The sequence below is a fragment of the Kitasatospora sp. NPDC017646 genome, assembly GCF_044329365.1.
In the GTDB taxonomy this organism is placed as follows: domain Bacteria; phylum Actinomycetota; class Actinomycetes; order Streptomycetales; family Streptomycetaceae; genus Kitasatospora.
The window spans coordinates 1-16808 of record NZ_JBIRJC010000079.1; the positions used below are offsets into that span (position 1 = coordinate 1).

The following is a 16808-nucleotide window of genomic DNA, read 5'->3' on the forward strand; positions in this document are numbered from 1 at the left end:
GGGCGTATGCCCCCCCGGGGCCCCCGCCCCCACCCCCCCCCCCCCACATACCCCCCCCCGGGGTCCGGGGGGGGGGGGGGGGGGGGCGCGCCCCCCCCCCCCCCCCCGCCCCGACGCTGCGTTTCGCGCGGGCCCCGCACGGCGCCCGCCGTCGACGAGGGCGCTGCCGACCGCCGACCACGTGCAGGTCCGCACCGGGTGGCACGGGAAAACGCCCGCCGCCCCCGCGGACGAACGGGGGCGGCGGGCGTTTCGGCTCGGTGTGCTAGCGGGCCGTGGCCAGTCGGACCGCGTCCAGGCGCAGCGTGCCGGGCGCCGGCCTGGGCGCCGGTGTGATGTGCAGTCGTTGCGTCTGCCCGCCCTCCGGTGGCGGCAGTTCGGCAAGACAGGCGCAGTGTTCGTCGGTGAACCCGGCGAACCGGTAGGCGACTTCCATCACCCGGTTGCGTGCCGTCGGCCGGAAGTCCGCGACCAGGTGGGCACCGGCCGTCGCCGCCTCGCCGATCAGCCAGTTCAGCACCGTGGCGCCGGCACCGAACGAGACGACCCGGCACGAGGTGGCCAGGAGCTTCAGGTGCCACACGGCCGGACCGGTCTCCACCAGCGCGACACCGACCGCGCCGTGCGAGCCGAAACGGTCGCTCATCGTCACCGCGAGGACCTCGTGGCGTGCGTCGTCCAGGAGCGCGCGCAGGTCGGCGTCGGAGTAGTGGACGCCGGTCGCGTTCATCTGGCTCGTGCGCAGCGTCAGTTCCTCCATCCGGGAGAGGTCACCGGCCGTGGCCCGGCCGATCTCCATCACGAGGTCCAACGAACGCAGGAACTCCTCCGACGGCCCGTCGAACGACTCCTGCTCGGCCTGGCGCCGCACGTTCGCCTGGTACATCTGGCGGCGGCGACGCGAGTCGACCGTCACCGTCGCCGGGGTGAACTCGGGCAGCGTCAGCAGCTCCGTCGCCGACTCGGCCGGGTAGCAGCGCACCTGCGGCAGGTGGAACTCCACCTCCGCGCGTTCCGCCGGCTGGTCGTCGACGAAGGCGATCGTGCCGTAGGCGAACTTCAGCTCGTCGGCGATCTCCCGGACCGACGCCGACTTCGGGCCCCACCCGATCCTGGCCGCCACGAAGTACTCGGCGACGCCGAGCTCCTCCAGGCGCCGCCAGGCGGGGCCGTGGTCGTTCTTGCTGGCGACGGCCTGGAGGATGCCGCGGGAGTCGAGACCCACGACGGTCTCGTAGACGTGGTCGTCGATGACCACGTCGTCGCCCTCGAGCAGGGTGCCCTTCCACAGCGTGTTGTCCAGGTCCCAGACGACGCATTTGACGGTGGTGATCGGTTCGCTCGGTGGCAATGGTCCGCTCACTGCGCCTCCTCCTGCCGGACTGTGCCGTGACCGGTCGCCAGGGCGTGTCTGGCGAGTTCGAGCTGGCAGATCTCGCTGCTGCCCTCGATGATCTCCATCAACTTCGCGTCCCGGTAGGCGCGGGCGACCACGTGGCCGTCCGACGCGCCGGCCGAGGCCATGATCTGCAGGGCCGAAGCGGCCCCGCGCACGGCCTCGGTCGCGCCGACGTGCTTGGCGAGAACGGTGGCGATCACCTGGTCCGGCGAGCCCGACTCCCAGCACTCGCTGGCCTGGCGGCACACCGCGGTGGCGGTCCGCTCCGCGGCGTAGAGCTCGGCGATCCTGCGGGCGACCAGCTGGTGCTCCGCGATCGGCTTGCCGAACTGCCGCCGTGACCGGGCGTGTTCGGTCACCGCGCCGAGACAGCCGCGCAGGATGCCGACGCAGCCCCACGCCACCGACATCCGGCCGTAGGCCAGGGCCGTCGTCACCAGGAACGGCAGCGACAGCCCGGTGCCGCCGAGGACGTTCGCGGCCGGCAGGCGTACGCTCTCCAGCCGGACCCGGGCGTGCCCGGCCGCGCGACAGCCCATCGGGTGGGGGACCTTCTCGATCCGGACCCCCTGGGCGTCCGTCGGCACGACGACCGCCGCCGCGGTGTCGCCCACCTTGCCGATGACCACGATCAGGTCGGCGTAGGCCGCGGCGGTGATCCACGTCTTGCTGCCGTCCACGATCACCGTGTCACCGTCGAGGCGCAGCTCGGTGGTCATCGCACCGAGGTCGCTGCCGGCGTCGGGCTCGCTGAAGGCGACGGCCGCGAGCCGGCCGCCGGTGAGCTGCGGCAGGAACGCCGCCCGCTGCTCGCGGGTGCCGAGGCGTTGTACCGTCCACGCCGCCATGCCCTGCGAGGTCATCACGCTGCGCAGCGAACTGCACAGGCTCCCGACGTGAGCGGTGAGTTTCCCGCTCTCCTGGCTGCCCAGGCCGAGGCCGCCGTGTTCCTTGCGTACTTCGGCGCAGAGCACGCCGGCCGCACCGAGTTCGCTCAGGACGGTTCGCGGGATCTCGCCGGCGATGTCCCATCCGCCGGCGTTGTCCTTGACGAGACGCCAGGTGGCCTCGTGCTCCGGGAAGTGCCCGTCAGACATCGCTGTCTGCGGCAGACTCTGCCTGGAGTCGGCCGACGAGCGCGGCCATGCTCTTGACCGTGCGGAAGTTGGACAGTTGCAGGTCCGGTCCGGCGACCGTCACGTGGTAGGCCTGCTCCAGGAAGACGACCAGCTGCATGGCGAACATGGAGTTGGCGATGCCGGTGGTGAAGAGGTCCTGGTCCGCGTCGGGGGTGGTCCGCGTCTGCTCGGCCACGAACCTGGTGATCTCGTCGACGACGGCGTCCGTGTCGAAGGGCGCCTTTTTGGTCTGCTGCTCCGGGGTCATGACTGTGCCTCACTGTAGTTGTAGAAGCCACGGCCGCTCTTTCGGCCGAGTTCGCCTCGCCGGACCTTTTCGAGAAGAAGCTCACTGGGGCGGCACCGTTCGTCTCCGGTGCGTGCGTACAGCGCCTCCAGGGCGTCGACGAGGTTGTCGATGCCGATCAGGTCCGCGGTGCGCAGCGGGCCCGTCGGGTGGCCGAGGCAGCCCTGCATCAGGGCGTCCACGTCCTCGACGGTGGCGGTGCCGGCACGGACCACCTGGGCGGCGTCGTTGATCATCGGGTGCAGGAGCCGGCTCGTCACGAAGCCGGGCGCGTCGTGGACCACCACCGCGTGCCGGCCGATCCGGGTCAGCAGCGAGAGCACCGACTCGACGGTCCGGTCGGCGGTCTGCGGGCCGCGGATCACCTCGACCATGGAGATGAGGTACGCGGGGTTCATGAAGTGCGTTCCGATGAGGTCGTCCGGGTTCTTCACCCATGCGGCCATCTCGTCGATGGGTATGCCGGAGGTGTTGGAGATCAGGGGGGTTGCGGGGCGGACCAGTGCCGATACGGCGGAGAGCACCTGCGCCTTGTGCTCGGGCAGTTCGGTGACCGCCTCGATGACCACGTCCGCGGCCGCGACGTCGCTCAGCGAGAGGGTCGTGCGCAGTTCGCCGGGTGTGCGCCCGGGGGGCAGTGCGCCCGTCAGCTGTGCGTGCCGCAGGCCGTTGGCGATCGCCGTGGTGGCGCGCTCGAGCACGCCTTGGTCGACGTCCACCAGTACGACGGGCAGGCCGGCTCCGACGACGAGCGTCGAGATCCCGGTGCCCATGACGCCGGCTCCTACGATGGCTATGAGCTGCTCGTCCATGACGCCTCCTCCAGACCCAGTGGTTCGTAACTGCCGGAGTCGGGCCCGATCCAGTACCGGCTCCGCTGGAACGGGTAGCCCGGCAGGGAGACCCGCCGCGGTCGCGAGGTGCCGCGCAGGGCTTCCCAGTCGATGTGCACGGTGGACTGCCACAGCGTGCCGACGGCGTGGAGCAGGGCGGCGTGGTCGGATCGGTTCCCGTCCGCGGGGGGTAGTGACGCCACCGCCGCCGGTTGCTTCGCCGTGTCCTGCCGTGCGGCGGTGTCGGTCAGCGTGCTGCCCGGTCCCACTTCGAGCAGGATCCGGCCGGGTTCGCCGGCCAGTTCCCGCAGGCCGTCGGCGGTGCGGGCGGGTTCGCGCAGGTGGCGGGCCCAGTGGGCGGGGTCCACGGCTTCCTGGGGGCTGGTCCAGGTTCCGGTCGCCGCGCAGATGTAGGGCACCTGCGGGGGCTTGAGTGCGTGGCGCGCCATCTTGGCGGCGAACTCGGAGGCGTGGGCGTCGGGTACGGGGCCCGCCCCGGCGCGGGAGCGCAGCTCGGCGGCGGTGATCGTGACGTCGATGGCGTCCGCGAGGTCGATCACGCCGGCCAGGCAGGCCGCCACGTACTCGCCGTCGCCCTCGCCGATCATCGCGGCGGGGCGCACGCCCCAGGACTGCCAGAGCTGTGCGAGGGACCACTGCAGGATGAAGGCCGCGGCTGCGGTGCCGCGCGGGTCGTCGTGGGGCTGCTGCGGGCCGTCCCAGGTGGAGGGGAGGAGCAGGGCGCGCGGGTCGTGGCCGAGCAGGGGCCGCGCCAGTTCGGCGCAGCGGTCGACTTCCCGGGCGAAGGCCGGTTCGCTGCGGTGGATCCGTGCGGCGGCGTCCGGCCGGTGGGAGGCGCTGCCCGGGAACATGAAGACCACCTGGCGGGCGTCCGGGTTCGCGGTGGTGTCCTCGGTGCCGGGTCGTGCCAGGGCCCGCAGGGCGGTGATCGCCTCGGTGCGATCGCGGCACACCAGGTGCCGGCGGTGCGGGAACGCGCGCCGGCCGACTTGCAGGGTGTAGGCGACGTCGGCGAGGTCGAGGTCGTCCTGCTCCAGGCGGTCGGCGAGGTTGTTCGCCGCGTCCGTCAGGGCCTTGGTGGTGCGCGCGGACAGGACGAGCAGCTGGTGGTCGCGTGCGGGCGGCTCGGCGGCTCGCGGTGCCGGTGCTTCCTGGAGCACGACGTGGGCGTTGGTGCCGCCGACGGCGAAGGCGCTGACGCCGGCCCGTCGCGGTGTCGCGCCGCGTGGCCAGGGGCGGGCGGTGGTCGGGACGTAGAACGGTGTGCGTTCCAGCAGCAGGGCCGGGTTGGGTGCGTCGTAGTTGATGCTCGGCGGGATCTGTGCGTGTTCGAGTGCCAGTACGGCCCTGGCGAAGCCGGCGGCTCCTGCGGCGGCGTCGAGGTGGCCGATGTTGGCCTTCGCCGAACCGATCGCGCAGTAGCCGCGCTCCTTGGTGTTGAAGGCTTTGGTGAGCCCGGCCAGCTCGATCGGGTCGCCGAGGGGGGTGCCGGTGCCGTGGGCCTCGATGTAGCCGATGCTCTCCGACGGCACGCCGGCGACTGCGTGCGCGGTGGCGATCACCTCGGCCTGTGCCTGTCCGTTCGGTGCGTTGAACCCGAACTTCGCCGAGCCGTCGTTGTTGAGGGCGCTGCCGAGGATCAGTGCGCGGATGTGGTCGTTGTCGGCGAGCGCGTCGCTGAGCCTGCGCAGGGCCACGACGGTGACGCCGTATCCGGGGACGGTTCCGCTGGAGGAGGCGTCGAACGGCCGGCAGTGGCCGTCGCGGGCGAAGATGCCGCCCGCGACCACCGGGTAGCCGCCGATCAGCGGGACGGGCAGCGCCACTCCTCCGGCCAGCGCCATGTCGCACTCGTGTCCCAGCAGCGCCTGGCAGGCGAGGTGGATGGCGACGAGCGAGGTGGAGCACGCCGACTGGACGGTCATCGCGGGGCCGCGCAGGTCGCACAGGTAGGCGGCCCTGGTCGCGAGGAAGTCCTTGTCGTTGTACGGGCGTGCGGAGAAGGCTGCCAACGATCCGCGGAACTTCGCGTTGGCGAGGAGGTTCAGCGGCAGGTACTTGTTGGCGAACTGGCCGGCGTAGACGCCCACGGCGCCGTCGAAGCGCGCGGGGTCGTGTCCGGTGTCCTCCAGGGCGTGCCAGACGGTCTCGGCGAAGATCCGCTGCTGCGGGTCGCTGATCTCGGCCTGTTCGCGGCTGTAGCCGAAGAACTCCGCGTCGAAGTGGTCGGCGTCCTCGATGACCGCGGCGGCGGGCACGTAGTCGGGGTGGGCCACCATGTCGGCCGGCCATCCGGCGTCGGCCAGCTGCTGGGGGGTGAACCGGGTGACCGACTCGACGCCGTCGCGCTGGTTGCGCCAGAACGCCTCGATGGTGGCGGCTCCCGGCAGTCGTCCGGCGAGTCCGACGACCGCGATCGGCTCCATCCCGTCTTCCATCTCGGTACTCACCCAAGGCCCCCCGCGGCTCGATGCCGTGTCGAAGTGTTGTTTGGCACTGTCACATCCCTGTCCTGCCGGCGCGGCGTGCGGCCTGTCCGGCGGCGCGGCGGGCGGCTGCCCGGGCGGCGGCCGCGCCGACCGCGCCGTCGGGTTCGTCGGTGGGCTTGCGGTCGATGGCCTCGGCGAGGGCCCGTGCGGACGGGTAGCGGAACATGTCCACCAGGGAGAGAGCGCTGTCCCGGTGTTCGAGCAGCCTGGCCCTGGCGACCACCACGAGCAGCGAGTTGCCGCCGAGTTCGAAGAAGCTGTCGTCCAGGCCCACCCGTTCCACGCCGAGGACCTCGCGCCACACGTCGGTGACCAGCCGTTCGGTCTCGTTCGTCGGTGGCGCGTACGCCGTCGCGCTCTGCGGGCGCGCGTCCGACAGGTCGGGCAGCGCCTTGCGGTCGACCTTGCCGTTCGGGGTCAGCGGCACCGTGTCGATGGGGTGGAGCGCGCTGGGCAGCATGTAGCCGGGCAGCCGCGCGGCGAGGAAGCCGCGCAGTTCGGTGACGGGCGTGGAGCGGTCCTGGGCCGGTACGTAGTAGCCGGTGATCCGCTGCTCCGCGCCGGTGCCCCGGATGACGGCGACCGCGGAGTGGACCCCCGGGTGTGCGGCGAGTGCCGTCTCGATCTCGCCGAGTTCGATGCGGTGGCCGTGCAGCTTCACCTGGTCGTCGAGCCGGCCGAGGAACTCCAGTTCGCCGCCGGAGGTCCAGCGGGCCAGGTCGCCCGTGCGGTAGAGCCGTGCGCCGGGCAGGCCGGTGAACGGGTCGGGCTGGAAGCGTTCGGCGGTCACGTCGGCGCGGTCGAGGTAGCCGCGGACCACGCCCGCCCCGCCGAGCAGCAGTTCTCCGGGGACGCCCGTGGGGCACAGCCGTGCGTCGCGGTCGACCACGTAGGCGCGGACGTTGGCCAGCGGGCGTCCGATGGACACCGCGGCGCCGTCGGGGCGGATCTGCGACGTGGTCGCCCAGACCGCGGCCTCGGTCGGCCCGTACATGTTGTGCACCGTGCCCTTGACGGCGTCGGCGAGCTCGCGGGCCAGGTCGGCGGGGAGGGCCTCCCCGCCGACCAGCAGCCGGCTGAGCCGGGGCAGTTCGGCGCGGGTGTCCTGGTCCGCCAGCAGCGCGCGGGCCAGCGAGGGGGTGCACTGCAGGTGCGTCACCGCGTGCTCGCGCATCTGGTCGGCGATCGGCTCCTCGGCCTTGGCCAGGGCGGCGTCCCTGCGCTCCTCGCTGATCTCCCGGACGGTCGTCAGGTGGGTCAGGGCGTCCAGTGCCGCCTTCTCGTCGACGCCGAAGTCGATCAGGCAGGCGACCTCGTCGACGCCGGCGGCCTTCATCCGGTCCACCATGTCGGCGCACACCTGCGGGGTGCCGAGCAGGCTGGCGGTGGCGAAGAACCGTTCGAAGGCCCGGTCGACCAGCTCCCGCAGTTCCTCGGGCGGCAGCGCCTTGAAGTCCTCGGCGCTGCCGGTGGTGGCGCCGAGTGAGGCGATCAGGTCGAAGGAGGTCTCCAGGTACCGGCTCATCGGCTCCCGGACCAGCTCCCGGACCTCGTCGAGGTCCGGACCGACGAAGGTGTGGACCATGACCGCCACGTGGCCGTCCCCGGCGTGCCCGTGCTCGCGCCAGGTCTTGCGGTACAGCGCGATCTTCTCGGCCAGCTCCTCCAGGCTGTGCCCGAGGAGGTGGGTGAGCACCCCGGTGCCGGCCTCGCCGGCCATCCGGAAGGTCTCCGGATGCTTGGCGCTGGTCAGCCACACCGGCAGCTCCGACTGGACGGGCCGGGGGAACACCCCGACCTCGACCTCGGCGCCGACGCCGTTGGGCCGCGTGATCTTCTCGCCGCGCCACAGCTCGCGGACCTGCGCGAGGCCGTCCATCATCAGCTGCTTGCGCTGGTGGAACCGCTCGGGTGCCAGGACGAAGTCGTTGGCGTGCCAGCCGGAGGCGAGGGAGATGCCGACCCGGCCGGCCGAGAGGTTGTCCACGGCGGACCATTCCTCGGCCACCCGCAACGGGTCGTGCAACGGCATGACCACGCTGCCCGCGCGCACCTGGACCCGCTCGGTGGTGGCGGCGACGGCCGCCGCCATCACCGAGGGGTTCGGGTACAGGCCGCCGAACTGGTGGAAGTGGCGCTCGGGGGTCCACACGGCCGTGAAGCCGTTGCGGTCGGCGAACTTCGCGCCCTCCAGCAGCAGCCGGTAGCGGTCCTCGGAGCTGGCCTCGGAGTCACTGCCGAAGTAGAGCAGGCTGAAGTCGATCTCGCGGGTCCGTGCGCCGGCCACCGCGGCGGAGGCCGCGGCGGCCGCGGCCGAGGCCAGGGGCGGCTCGGCGCGCAGCACGATGCGGTGGCCGTGGGTCAGTGCCCACAGCAGCTCGACCACGGAGATGTCGAAGGAGACGCTGGTCACCGCGAGCCAGGTGCTGGGCTCGTCGGTACCGAAGGCCTCGTCCATCCCGGCGAAGAGGTTGGCCACGTTGCGGTGGGTGACCATGACCCCCTTCGGCCGTCCGGTGGACCCGGACGTGTAGATCACGTACGCCAGGTTGTCGGGGGTGGGCGCCGACGGCTCGCCGTCGGCCGGGCCCTGCGGCTGCCCGGTGAGGTCGGGCACCACGACCTGGGCGGCGCCGAGCCGGCCGGCGGCCGCGGCGGACCTGGGGTCCGCGACGACCAGGCGCACGCCCGCGTCGGCGACCATGAAGGCCAGCCGGTCGCGCGGGTAGCCGGGGTCCAGCGGGAGGTAGGCGGCGCCCGCCTTGAGGATCCCCAGCAGGGTGACCATCAGCAGGGAGGTGCGGCCCAGGTGGACCCCGACCGGCTCGTCCGGTGCCACGCCGAGGCGGCGCAGCTGGGCGGCGAACCGGTCGGCGAGGTGGTCGAGTTCGCGGTAGGTCAGGGTGGTGTCGGAGGCCACCAGGGCGACCTCGTCGGGTGTCGCGGCCACCCGCTGCGCCAGCAGCCGGTGCACCAGGGCGGCGTCGGGGACGCCGGCCGGGGTGCCGCACTGCCAGTCGGTGAGGGTGGCGAGTTCGCCCGGCGGCAGCACCGTCAGCTCGTCGACGGGCCGGTCGGGGGCCTGTGCGGCGGCGGTCACGACCTGGACGTACCGCTGGGCGATCCGCTCGGCGGTCGTGGCCTCGAACAGGTCGGTGCTGTACTCCAGGCGGCCGGTCACGCCGGCCGGGTTGCGGGTGAGGCTGAGCGTGAGGTCGAAGCGCGCCGCGCCGGTGTCGCCCAGCACCTGCTGCACCTGGCAGCCGTCCAGGCGCAGGCCCGATCCCTCGTCCTCGTAGCGGTAGCTGAACAGCACCTGGAACAGCGGGTTCTGGGCGAGGTCGCGGTCGGGGTGCAGCTCTTCGACGAGTTTCTCGAACGGCAGGTCCTGGTGGGCCAGCGCGCCCTTGACCTCTTCCCACAGTCGCTGGATCAGCTCGCGGAACGTCGGGGCGGACCCGAGGTCGCAGCGCAGTACCAGGGTGTTGGTGAAGAAGCCGATGAGGCGGGCCAGTTCGGGGCGTTCCCGTCCGGAGACCGGGGTGCCGACCACGACCTCGTCCTCGCCGACGTGCGCCCGCAGCAGGACCGCGAACGCGGCGAGCAGGACGCTGTAGAGCGTGACGCCCTCCGCCCGGCCCAGCTCTTCGAGCCGCTGGACCGCTGTCGGCGGCAGGTCGAAGGTGAGCGCGGCGCCGCGGTAGCTCTGCACCGGCGGGCGCGGGTGGTCGGTGGGCAGGTGCCGGGCGGGCATGTCGGCCAGCCGGTCCGTCCAGTAGGCCAGCAGCCGGTCGAGTTCGGGCCCGGCGAGGGTGTTCTGCTGCCAGTCGGCGAAGTCGGCGTACTGCATGGGCAGGTCGGGCTCGGGCTGTACCCGGCCGCCCAGGGCGGCCAGGTACTGGACCTCGAGCTCCTTGCCGAGCGTGCCGACCGACGGCGCGTCGCAGGCGAGGTGGTGCACGGTGAGCAGCAGGCGGTGCTGTTGCTCACCGAGGCGCAGCAGGCGGGCCCGGATGACCCGGCCGGCGACCAGGTCGAACGGGGCTGCGGCTTCCTCGTCCGCGAGCCGTGCCACCTCGTGCGCCGAGCGGCCGGGTGCGGTCAGGTCGACGACGGGGATGGACAGCGGCGCGGGTGGCAGGACCACCTGGTGCGGGGTGCCCGCGGTCGAGCGGAAGGCGGTGCGCAGGATCTCGTGGCGCCGCACGACTTCGGTCAGCGCCTGTTCGAGGGCGGTGTGGTGCAGTGGGCCGGTGATGTCGTAGCCGAGCGGGACGTTGTAGACCGCGCTGCCCGGCTGCAGCTGGTCGAGGAACCACAGTCGCTGTTGCGCGTACGACAGCGGGGCCCGGTCGTCCTCTCCCCCGGTCCCGGGTTCGATGGCTGCGCTCACTGCTGCACCTCGGTTCCGGTGCGGCGGGCGCGCGGCTTGATCGGGGCGGTCTTGGGCGCTGCGGCCGCGGTGGTCACGGCGTCCGCCAGGCCGGCCACCGTGGGCCGCTGGAGGAACGTGGCGATCGGCACCTCGACGCCGAAGGCCTCGTTGACCTGGGCCACCAGCCGGGCCGCCATCAGGGAGTGGCCGCCGGCGCGGAAGAAGTCGTCCGCGCGCCCGATCGGCTGGTCGTGGAGCAGCGCGGACGCGAGTTGTGCGACGCGCTCCTCGGTGGGGGTGCGCGGTGCCTGCTCGGCCTCGGGTTCGGCCGGGGTGCTCGGGGTCAGGGCGACCAGCGCGTCGTGGTCGATCTTGCCGTGCTCGGTGAGCGGCAGGGTGTCGAGCACGACGACCCGGTCGGGCACCATGTACACGGGCACCCGGTCGCGCAGGAACGCCAGCAGTTTCTCCTCGGCGAGGGACTCGTCCTGGCCGTCGGCGCAGGCGTAGGCCACCAGTGAGGCCTCGGCGCCGGGTGCGAAGGCGCGGGCGACGACGACGGCGTCCCGTACGTCCGGGTGTTCCCGGAGCGTGGCCGCGACCTCTTCGGGCTCGATCCGGAAGCCCCGGATCTTGACCTGCTCGTCCGCGCGGCCGAGGAATTCCAGCTGCCCGTCGGGGCGCCAGCGCACGACGTCGCCGGTGCGGTACAGGCGTGCGCCGGGCCGGTCGGTGAACGGGTCGGTGGGGAAGCTCTCGGCGGTGAGCTCGGAGCGGTTGACGTAGCCGCGGGCTACCGCGGTGCCGCCGAGGTACAGCTCGCCGCGGACACCGGTGGGCACGGGTTGTCCCTCGGCGTCCAGTACGTGGGCGTCGATGCCGCTGATCGGCCGGCCGATGGCCGGGCGCAGCCCGTCCGGGTTTGGCGGCACCGGTGCGGCCGTGGCCACGACGGTGTTCTCGGTCGGTCCGTAGTGGTTGTGGAGGCGGAACGGCAGTCCTGCGGGGGGCGCGGCCGGCAGCACGTCGCCGCCGGTCAGCAGCGTGCGCAGCGCGGTGTCGGCCGGCCACGGCTCGGTCAGGACGGCCGCGGCGACGGGGGTGGGCAGGAACGCCGCGGTGATCCGTTCCTCGGTGAGCCAGCGCACGAGTTCGGCGGGTGCGGCCCGCAGGTCCGGCGGGACGACGCTCAGGGTGGCGCCGGCCGCGAGGGTGGGCCAGATCTCCCAGGTCGACGCGTCGAAGCCGGGGCTGGCGAACAGCGTGGTGCGGTCGTCGGGGCCGAGCGCGTACTCGTCCACGTGCCAGGCGACCAGGTTGGCGAGGCCGCGGTGCTCCAGGGCCACGCCCTTGGGCCGGCCGGTGGATCCCGAGGTGTAGATGAGGTACGCCAGCCGCTCCGGGGTGGCCGGCTCGGTGTGGAGCGGCGCGTGGGGGTTGTCGGCGGCCAGGTCGAGGACTTGGAGGTTCTGCGCGCAGGCGGGCAGCTGCGGGCGTGTGCGGGGGGTGACCAGGACCGTGCGCACGCCGGCGTCCTGCAGGATGTAGGCGGCCCGCTCGGCCGGGTAGCTCGGGTCCACGGGCAGGTAGCTGCCGCCGGCCAGGAGTGCCGCGAGTTCGCCGATCACCAGCTCGACGGAGCGGTCGGCGTAGACCGCCACCGGTTCCTCGGTGGTGAGGCCGCATTCGCGGAGCTCGTGGGCCAGGGCGCCGGCGCGGCGCCACAGTTCTCCGTAGCTGAGCTGTCCGCCCGGCCAGCGCACCGCGACGGCCTGCGGCCGGGTCCGGGCCTGACGGGCGATCAGGTCGGTGACCGGCTGGGAGGCGGCCGCGGCGGGCCCGTGGGTCCAGCGTTCCAGCTGTTGCGCCTCCTCCTGCGGGAGCAGGCGCAGCGCGCCGATCCGGGTGCCCGGCTCGGCCACCGCGTCGGCGAGCAGGGTCAGGTAGTGGGTGACCATCCGCTCCATGGTGGCTTCGTCGAACAGGTCGGAGGAGTGCTCCCAGATCATGTAGAGGTCGTCGTCCTCGGGACGGGCCTGCCGGCCGAGGCGCTGCTCGGCCCGCGGGATCACGATCACGTTGAGGTCGGCCTTGGCGGTGCGGTTGGAGCGTTCGGTGACCCTGCCGGTGAGTCCGCCGAAGTCGATGTCGGGGACCGCGGAGTCGTGGAAGCTGAACATGACCTGGAACAGCGGGGTGCGGGAGGGGTCGCGGACCGGGTCGATGGCGTCGATCACCGAGTCCACCGGGGTGTCCGACCAGGCGAGCGTCTCGGCGACGCTCCGGCGCACCTGGGCCAGCAGGTCGTTGAACGTCTGGTCGGGTGACACCTTGGTGCGCAGGACCAGCGTGTTGACGAGCATGCCGAGCAGCGGCTCCAGCTCGGGGATGGTGCGGTTGGCCGCGCCGGTGCCCACGAGCATGTCCTGCTGTCCGGTGTAGCGGTAGAGCAGGGCCGCGAAGCCGGTGTACATGGTGGAGAACAGCGACACCCGGTTCTCGCGGCTGAAGGAGCGCAGCGCGCGGGCGAGTTCGGCCGGGATGAGGATGCGCGGGGCCCGGCCGCGGAAGGTCATCACCGGGGGGCGCGGCCGGTCGGCGGGCAGCTCCAGGATGTGCGGGGCGCCGGCCAGTCGGGCGGTCCAGTGGTCGACGTGGGCGCGCAGTACGTCGCCGCTCATGAAGTCGCGCTGCCAGAGCGCGTAGTCCGCGTACTGGACGACCAGTTCGGGCAGTGGTGAGGGCTTCCCGGCGAGGAAGGCCGGGTAGATGGCGCGGAACTCGGACAGGAACATGGACAGCGACCAGCCGTCGTGGACGAAGTGGTGCTCCACGTGGAGGAAGGTGTTCTGTCCGTTGCCGTGCCGTAGCAGGACCCAGCGGGCCAGCGGCGGCTCGGTCAGGTCGAACGGCTCGCGCAGCTGCTCGGCGACGACCTCGTCGGCCTGTTCGGCGGGGACGTCGAGGACCTTCAGCGAGGCCTTGACGTCCGCCTGCGGGAGCTGGCGGCCCACGCCCCCGACGGCGACGAAGACGGTGCGCAGGACCTCGTGCCGGCGGACGATCTCGTCGAGCGTGGCGCGCATGGCCTCGACGTCGACCTCGCCCTGCATGGACACGGTGGCCTGGAAGTTGTAGGCCAGGTTGCCGGGCGAGAGCTGCTCGAAGAAGAAGACGCGCTCCTGCGGCAGGGACAGCGGGATCGGGCGGCTCCGGTCGCCGCGGCGCACCGGCGGCGGGACCGGCGCGATCGCCGGGGCGGGGGTCTGGCTGCCGTCGGTGACGGCGGAGCGCTGGTCGATGATCGCGGCGAGGGCGGCGACGGTGGGCGCGTCGAACAGCTCGGGTACGGTCACCACGGTGTGCAGCTCGGCGGCGATGCGGCCCGCCAGGCCGGCGACGAGCAGCGAGTTGCCGCCCAGGGCGAAGAAGTCGTCGTGCGCGCCGACCTCGGCGCCGCCGAGCAGCCTGGACACGATCCCCGCCAGGGCCGCTTCGGTGGGGGTGCGGGGCGCGGCGGCGACGTCGGCCAGGCCGGCGGCCGTGCGGTCGGGGGCGGGCAGTGCGGCGCGGTCGACCTTGCCGTTGGGGGTCAGCGGCAGGGCGGGCAGCACGACGAGCGCCGCCGGCACCATGTAGCGGGGCAGCCGGGCCGCGACGAAGTCGACCAGTTCGGCCGTGGGGGCGCCGGTGACGACGTAGCCGACCAGGCGCGCGTCGGGGCGGCCGGAGTGCTCGACCGCCACGAAGGCGTCCCGGACGCCGGGGTGCTGCTTGAGCACCGTGGCCACCTCGCCGGGCTCGATGCGGAACCCGCGGATCTTGGCCTGGTCGTCGTAGCGGCCGATGTACTCGAAGACCCCGTCCGGCCGGCGGCGGACCTTGTCGCCGGTGCGGTACATCCGCTGTCCGGGGGTGGCGATGTCGGGCACGAACGCCGCCGCGGTGGCTGCCGGGTCGTTCAGGTATCCGCGGGCCACGCACGCGCCGGCCAGGCACAGTTCGCCGGCTTCGCCGTCGGGCACCGGGTCGAGTCCGTCGAGCACGTAGCAGCGCACGCCGTCGACGGGCACGCCGATCGGCGGCGGCACGGGTCCTCCCGCCACGACCTCACCCGCCGTCACCTTGACGGTGGCTTCGGTCGGACCGTAGAGGTTGATCACGGTGAACGGCAGGCCGTCCGGCACGCCGCGCTGCATCGCGGAGCCGCCGGTGTGCAGGAACCGGAGCACGGTGTGCGCCGGCCAGGTCTCGTCGAGGACGGCCTCGGCCAGCGGTGTGGGCAGGAAGGTCACGGTGATCTGCTCGTCGGCCAGCCAGGCGGCGAGCGCGGGGGGCGAGGTGCGCACCTCGGCGGGCGGCACCACCAGCGTGGCGCCGGCGGTCAGGGTGAACCAGATGTCCTGGACGGACACGTCGAATCCGGGACTGGCCAGCAGGGTCGAGCGGTCCTCGCGCCGCGTCCGGTAGGTCCGGTGGTGCCAGTGCATCAGGTTGGCCAGGCTCGCGTGGGTCACCGCGACGCCCTTCGGCTGGCCGGTGGAACCCGACGTGTAGATCACGTACGCCAGTTCGGCGCCGGTCAGCCGGGGCGGTGCCAGGACGGTGGCGTGGGACGGTTCCTTCGTCAGGTCGACCACCAGGACGTCGTCGCCCAGCGGTGCCCCGCCGGACACCAGCGTCTCGGTGCTGAGGACCGCGACGGCGCCGGAGACGTCCAGGAGTTGGCGGATCCGCGCGGCGGGGTGGGCCGGGTCCAGCGGCAGGTAGGCCGCGCCCGCGAGCAGGACGGCCAGTTCGGCGACCACCAGTTCCGCCGACCGGTCGGCGTAGACGGCCACGACGCTGTCCTGGCCCGCCCCGCGCTGGTTGAGTTCGGTCGCCAGGGCGGAGGCGTGTGCGGCGAGGCTCCGGTAGGTCAGCCTCCGGTCGCCGTCCTGCACCGCGATCGCGTCCGGTGCCTCGGCCAGCCGGGCGTGGAATTCATTGAGCACCATCTCGCACGTACCCTTCACTGCTGGGAGTGGGCGGCTGCACCGGCTTGCTCCACGGCTTGGCGCAGGCTCAGCGGGCGCATGTCAGTCCAGACCTCGCCGATGTGGGCCAGGCATTCGGCCTTGGAACCGCTGACGTCGGCGCCGCGCCAGCCGAGCGGCAGGTCCCGGTCGGCGGGCCAGATCGAGTACTGTTCCTCGTCGTTGAGCACGACCACGTAGGACTGGGCTTCGCCGTCCATGGGTTCCTCCGGTTCGGCGGGATACGGATTGATCTGCTGCTGGTCGTGCCCCTGCGGCCGTCATGTCGGGCGTCGCGGGCATGGACGCGGGGATGACGGGCACGGCGAATCGCTGCGGGGCGTCGCGAGGACGAGGCGGGTCCGGAGCCTCGCGACCGGGTTCCTTCGAGTGCGGCTCGGAAACGGCCGGCCGCCTCGGCACCGTCAAGGCAACCGGAGCGCCGCACGTGCGCTGACCGACGAGCACCGGTCGCGTGCGGACCCCGGGACCACGGCTGTCGGAGAACCACCACCCCTCATGCGTTCCACTCCGACAGCATGGGTCTCATTGGTTCCCGGCAATAGAGTATGGCGATTACTCCGGTAGTCCGTTAGGTCAAGGATTGGGCGGTTAGGCGGAGTTCGCCGGCCGACGGCGGGAGTCGGCGGTGGCCGGGGTCGCGGGATCAGCCGTGTTCCCTGCGGTCGCGGAAACCGGAACGGGCCGGTCTCGATGGAACTCGAGACCGGCCGTGCCGACGAGGCGGCCGCGGGACGTCGCGCCGGGGGCGGTGGTCGCCCCCCCGGCGCGACGTGTGGGGGTCAGGCGGTGACGTGGTACCAGTAGCCGCCGGTGCGCAGGGTGACGTAGTGGACGTCGGTGCCCGTTTCCTTCGCTTCGTACATCATGTCGGCGCCGGTGGCGGGGTCGGTGCCGGCGTAGAGCACGACGTGGGTGGTGTTGTGCGCGTCCGTGCCGAAGTACTCGACGTCGCCGGGCTGGCGCTGGGACTCGGTGATCGGGGTGAGGTGATTGTCCAGGGTCTGCTCGGTGGTGTCGCCCCCCTTGGCGAGGTCGATGCCGGCACCGAACCAGAAGGCCGCCCGGACCAGGCCCGAACAGTCCAGGCCTGCGGTGGTGTTGGCCGGGCAGGGCTGGATCGAGCCGGTGTAGCCGTCGCAGGTGCCCAGGGAGGGGCCGGGGCCCTCGCCGCGCAGGGAGTGGCCGCCGCCCCACACGTACTTGACGCCGAGGTAGGACTTCGCGGCG

General features: G+C 72.8%; 9 protein-coding genes. All 9 read right to left on the reverse strand.

Annotated features, from left to right (window positions below; genetic code table 11):
* Positions 1 to 265: 265 nt before the first annotated feature.
* A complete protein-coding gene (locus ACH4J0_RS41410; RefSeq protein ID WP_396246370.1) occupies positions 266 to 1363 on the reverse strand; it encodes an HAD-IIIC family phosphatase in 1098 nt (365 codons plus the stop codon).
* A complete protein-coding gene (locus ACH4J0_RS41415; protein ID WP_396246371.1) occupies positions 1360 to 2496 on the reverse strand; it encodes an acyl-CoA dehydrogenase family protein in 1137 nt (378 codons plus the stop codon). Before ACH4J0_RS41415 ends, ACH4J0_RS41410 begins: the two co-directional genes overlap by 4 nt.
* Positions 2489 to 2785, reverse strand: coding sequence for an acyl carrier protein (locus ACH4J0_RS41420; RefSeq protein WP_396246372.1), 297 nt, complete (start codon positions 2783 to 2785; stop codon positions 2489 to 2491). The genes ACH4J0_RS41415 and ACH4J0_RS41420 overlap by 8 nt, the downstream gene beginning before the upstream one ends.
* Positions 2782 to 3636 (reverse strand): 3-hydroxyacyl-CoA dehydrogenase family protein, encoded by an 855-nt coding sequence (locus tag ACH4J0_RS41425; protein ID WP_396246373.1) that lies wholly within the window; start codon positions 3634 to 3636, stop codon positions 2782 to 2784. The genes ACH4J0_RS41420 and ACH4J0_RS41425 overlap by 4 nt, the downstream gene beginning before the upstream one ends.
* Positions 3618 to 6128 carry a type I polyketide synthase gene (locus ACH4J0_RS41430; RefSeq protein ID WP_396246374.1) on the reverse strand — a complete coding sequence of 837 codons (2511 nt, stop codon included), beginning with the start codon at positions 6126 to 6128 and terminating at the stop codon, positions 3618 to 3620. Before ACH4J0_RS41430 ends, ACH4J0_RS41425 begins: the two co-directional genes overlap by 19 nt.
* A gap of 49 nt (positions 6129 to 6177) precedes the next feature.
* Entirely contained in the window at positions 6178 to 10560 is a 4383-nt protein-coding gene (locus tag ACH4J0_RS41435) for a MupA/Atu3671 family FMN-dependent luciferase-like monooxygenase (RefSeq protein WP_396246375.1), read from the reverse strand.
* Positions 10557 to 15539, reverse strand: coding sequence for an amino acid adenylation domain-containing protein (locus ACH4J0_RS41440; RefSeq protein ID WP_396246376.1), 4983 nt, complete (start codon positions 15537 to 15539; stop codon positions 10557 to 10559). The genes ACH4J0_RS41435 and ACH4J0_RS41440 overlap by 4 nt, the downstream gene beginning before the upstream one ends.
* A 14-nt stretch (positions 15540 to 15553) precedes the next feature.
* Positions 15554 to 15778, reverse strand: a complete 225-nt coding sequence (locus ACH4J0_RS41445) for an MbtH family NRPS accessory protein (protein WP_030555172.1) — start codon at positions 15776 to 15778, stop codon at positions 15554 to 15556.
* 582 nt (positions 15779 to 16360) lie between these two features.
* On the reverse strand, positions 16361 to 16808 hold a 448-nt coding region (locus tag ACH4J0_RS41450), incomplete at its 5' end, for a C40 family peptidase (protein WP_396246377.1).

Coding starts and splice junctions, on each gene's coding strand:
- ACH4J0_RS41415 (WP_396246371.1), bottom strand. CDS start 2,496: ATGTCTGACGGGCACTTCCCGGAGCACGAGGCCACCTGGCGTCTCGTC.
- ACH4J0_RS41420 (WP_396246372.1), bottom strand. CDS start 2,785: ATGACCCCGGAGCAGCAGACCAAAAAGGCGCCCTTCGACACGGACGCC.
- ACH4J0_RS41425 (WP_396246373.1), bottom strand. CDS start 3,636: ATGGACGAGCAGCTCATAGCCATCGTAGGAGCCGGCGTCATGGGCACC.
- ACH4J0_RS41440 (WP_396246376.1), bottom strand. CDS start 15,539: ATGGTGCTCAATGAATTCCACGCCCGGCTGGCCGAGGCACCGGACGCG.
- ACH4J0_RS41445 (WP_030555172.1), bottom strand. CDS start 15,778: ATGGACGGCGAAGCCCAGTCCTACGTGGTCGTGCTCAACGACGAGGAA.